The sequence below is a fragment of the Acinetobacter lwoffii genome (assembly GCF_022809915.1).
GTDB classification, from domain to species: Bacteria; Pseudomonadota; Gammaproteobacteria; order Pseudomonadales; family Moraxellaceae; genus Acinetobacter; species Acinetobacter lwoffii_M.
This window is the reverse complement of the sequence record NZ_JALGQY010000062.1, coordinates 1-3,941: the sequence shown is the minus strand read 5'-3', so window position 1 is coordinate 3,941 and position 3,941 is coordinate 1. Positions and strand designations below refer to the sequence as shown.

Genomic DNA, 3,941 nt, shown 5'->3' with positions numbered 1-3,941 from the left:
GCGTCCCTACGGGGATTCGAACCCCGGTTACCGCCGTGAAAGGGCGATGTCCTAGGCCTCTAGACGATAGGGACGTTTCAGAGGTGGGCGTATAATAGGGTGAAAACAGGGGGGTGTCAAACGCATTTCTGCACTTTTTCTGGTTTTTTGAATTGAGTGCATAAAATTAAAACAATCTTGTGGGAATGCTTGAAAATTACATGGTTTAAGCCGGATTTTTAAGCAATTCCAGAATTGCTTCTACCACCTGCAGATGCAGTAAATAGCCGGTAATGTCATGCGGGCGGTGAATATGCGTACGAATGCCGTGGTTAATAATGGCGGGTTGAAACTGAAATGGCGGTTGTGTAAGAGGAAAGGCGGTAAGAAAATCATCAGTTGAATAGAAATTTATCCAGTCGCCTGTAATTGCAGTAGGTCGTACAATGGGTTGCGGTAAATGTGACTGGATCACCTGGAAGGCTAGTGGCGATCCTAAAGTAATAAAACGCTGTACATTCAGTTCAGGATGCTGGATGAGATAGTTATAGGCAATCACACTGCCCAGAGAATGAGCAATCACAATGCAAGGTTTGCGACCATTCAATTGCCGGGCAATCCGTTCATGAACTTCCTTCATGAAACCAGGATTGTCGAGATACAGATAGGTTTCAATCAGAAATTTCTGAAGCAGGCTACGATGCAGGCTGGGAAAATAATTCAGCAATAATACAAAGTCTCGTAGTGCAACATTTTTGCTCAGCGTGGTAATAAATTTGAATTTCTGTTTGAAATCCATCGGGTCATTCAGATGAAGCTGAGGAAGATCTGAAATCACGGGCTTGCGCCAGCCAGGACGTGGAACGGGTGCAGGAAGCTGAGGATGGACAGGTTGACGGAAACGAAAGCTGGGCCATTGCTGGGGCATCAAGGTTCCAGCATTCAGGATGTTGCGAACGTTATAGTGTGAAAGCAAGTCTCCATAAAATGGAATGTGAATGTGACGTCGTAAATAACTGAATCTGGCATCATGACGGTGTTTGCGAATGCCTTTTTGAAGTATATGCAGCCAGCGCTGGCGAATCGATGCAGCACTATGATGTTGCTGGTTCATTCCATGAATAAAAATAACTTTCATCGATACCTCACGGAGGTCGATCTATATATTCACAGTATAGAGAAAATTGCGGCAAGCCAAGCTGCACTTTTTGTGGCGTTAATGTTTAAATTATCTTCGATAAAACAATCATTAACAGACATTTGTATATTTATAAAAAAGGCAGAAAAAGCAGTGAATTGGTAGGTTCGGATGAAAGATTATACTGAATAGAAAAAGAATATGAATGGAACGGTAAAAGTTGAATTTAGAGGTTGGTGTGAGTCTTATAGTAATTCCAGGAGCGCTTTAATGACGTCCGGATGCTGAATATAACCATCAATATCATGCAGATGATAGATGGAGGTATGAATCTCCTGATTAATAATCGCTGGCTGAAACTGGAAGGGTGGTTCTGATAATGGAAAGGTAGTCAGAAAATCATCGCTACAATAGAAATTTATCCAATCGCCTGAAATTGCAGCAGGTCGTACAATTGGTTGCGGCAGATGAGCCTGAATGACCCGAAATGCCAACGGTGATCCGAGAGTAATAAAACGCTTGATATTTAGCTCTGGATGCTGAATCAAATAATTATAGGCAATCACGCTGCCAAGCGAATGTGCCACCAGAATCTGTGGCCTGCTGCTATAGAGTTGATCATGAATGCGGCAGTGAACTTCCTGCATAAAATGTGGGTTGGCCAAATAAAGATAAGCTTCTAGCAAAAATTTATGTAAAAAGCTGGCGTGTAAGCTGGGAAAATAATTGATGAGTACCGCAAAATCCCGCAAGGCAATATCTTTGCTTAATGCTGTGATGAACTTCAGTTTCTGATTGAAATTCAGGGCATCATCAAGATTTAACTGCGGGACGTCACAAATTTGATAGGTGCACTGGTCTAGTGGCGGTGCCGGTTGCAGCTGTGCGGGATGTAAAAAAGGGAAATGCGGCCACTGTTGCGGCATCAGGGTGCTGGCATTCAAGACGTTATGAAAATGATGCCGAGAAAGTAAATCGCCATAAAAAGGGATACGGATATGCCGTTTTAAATAAGTAAACCGAGCTTGCTGTTGTGGGTTTTTCCGAAGGCCTGTTTTGAAGAGATGCAGCCAATGTTGACGTAATGAAGTAGCCGTATACTGTTGCTTGTTCATGCCGTGAATAAACACAATTTTCATCGACGCACCCTTAAGGCTGCCCACTATGGTTATAGTATAGATAAAAAAAGAGCGGCCGGAGCCGCTCTTTTAAAACTGATGATTAAGACTTGTTGTGATAAAAAGCATAATAACTTGCATAACACGCTGCAATAAATAACAGACAGCCTACGAAGCTGATACGCATTGATGGATCAAAGACCATACTGATACAGGTAATAAAACAGAACACAAAGCCCAGGATTGGCACAATCGGGAACAATGGTGCAGCAAAGCCCAGTTCTTTGGCCGTATGACCCTGTTTATACCACTGACGACGGAAGTTGAACTGGCTTAAGCAGATACTCATCCAGACCACCACCATGGTAAACGCCGCAACGCCCAGCAAGTTGGTAAAGATCGTCTCTGGCGCAAACTGTTCAGACAATAAACCTGGCAATGCACCTAGCATAGTCACCATGACTGCAATATACGGTACACCGCGAGCATTCAGTCTTGAGAATACGGCAGGCAACTGTTTGCTGTATGACAATGACCACATCATACGTGAAGCAGCAAATAGACCCGAGTTGGCGGCAGACAACAATGCAGTGATAATTACAAAGCGGATGATGTCTTCAGCATATGGGATACCAATGTGCTGGAATACTGTTACGAATGGACTGCTACTCACGCCTTCAGCAGCTAAGCCTGCTTCCTGATGCGGAAGTAAGGCTGTTACCACGATAATGGTACCTACAAAGAAAATTAATAAGCGGAAAATCGCAGTATTAATTGCTTTAGGAACATTTTTCGCAGGATCTTCAGTTTCACCGGCAGCCACACCAATCAGCTCGGTACCAGAGAAGGCAAAGTTCACAATCAGCATCGTAGCAAAAATCGGGAATAGACCTTCAGGGAACCAGCCTTGTGCAGTCAGATTGGTAAATAAAGGTGCAGCTTCATAGCCTTGATAGCCCAGAACACCAAAGATGGCCAATAGACCTAAAAGAATAAAAGCAACAACCGTGACCACTTTTACCAGTGCCAGCCAGAATTCGGATTCGGCAAACCAGCGAGTAGAAATCATATTTAGACTAAATACGAATACACCAAAGATAATGGTCCATAACCACATAGAAATGTCCGGGAACCATTCCTGCATCAGCAAGGCCGCTGCAGTAAATTCAGTTCCGAGAGTGACCGACCACGTCAGCCAGTATAACCAGGTGATGGTATAGCCTGTGCCTGGCCCAATATAGCGTTTGGCATAAGCACCAAATGAACCAGATTCTGGCATATGAACGGCAAGTTCGCCCAAACATAGCATCACCATGTACGCGATAATACCGCCCAGGAGATAAGCGAGAATGGCACCTACAGGCCCCGTTTGTGCAATGACTTCACCCGACCCTAAGAATAGGCCTGTTCCGATTGCGCCACCAAGCGAAATCATGACCAGATGTCGAGTACTCATAGCGCGTTTTAAAGGCGCAGAATTGCCCTGATGCGTAGCATCATTCGGAGATGAGTGCATAGGAAATAAGAAATACTTCAAAGGAATGAAGCGAGCTATTGTAGTGAAAAACTACAAATCTGCAATCGAATAATGGTAATTTCGAATAAGGTCTGATCGTATGAGATCAATAGATGGCGTCCCTACGGGGATTCGAACCCCGGTTACCGCCGTGAAAGGGCGATGTCCTAGGCCTCTAGACGATAGGGAC

At 44.2% G+C, this 3,941-nt stretch carries 3 protein-coding genes and 2 tRNA genes; all 5 read right to left on the bottom strand.

Annotated features, from left to right (window positions below; translation table 11 throughout):
* Position 1: 1 nt before the first annotated feature.
* A tRNA-Glu gene (locus MTX11_RS16200) sits at positions 2-74 on the bottom strand.
* Between the two features lie 131 nt (positions 75-205).
* Positions 206-1,117 (bottom strand): alpha/beta fold hydrolase domain-containing protein, encoded by a 912-nt coding sequence (locus MTX11_RS16195; protein WP_243475588.1) that lies wholly within the window; start codon positions 1,115-1,117, stop codon positions 206-208.
* A 245-nt stretch (positions 1,118-1,362) separates the two neighbouring features.
* Positions 1,363-2,256, bottom strand: coding sequence for an alpha/beta fold hydrolase (locus MTX11_RS16190; protein ID WP_243475587.1), 894 nt, complete (start codon positions 2,254-2,256; stop codon positions 1,363-1,365).
* An 82-nt stretch (positions 2,257-2,338) separates the two neighbouring features.
* Complete coding sequence (locus MTX11_RS16185) at positions 2,339-3,751, bottom strand: amino acid permease (RefSeq protein ID WP_005107442.1); 1,413 nt, start codon at positions 3,749-3,751, stop codon at positions 2,339-2,341.
* Positions 3,752-3,865: 114 nt separating this feature from the next.
* Positions 3,866-3,941 (bottom strand) — tRNA-Glu (locus MTX11_RS16180).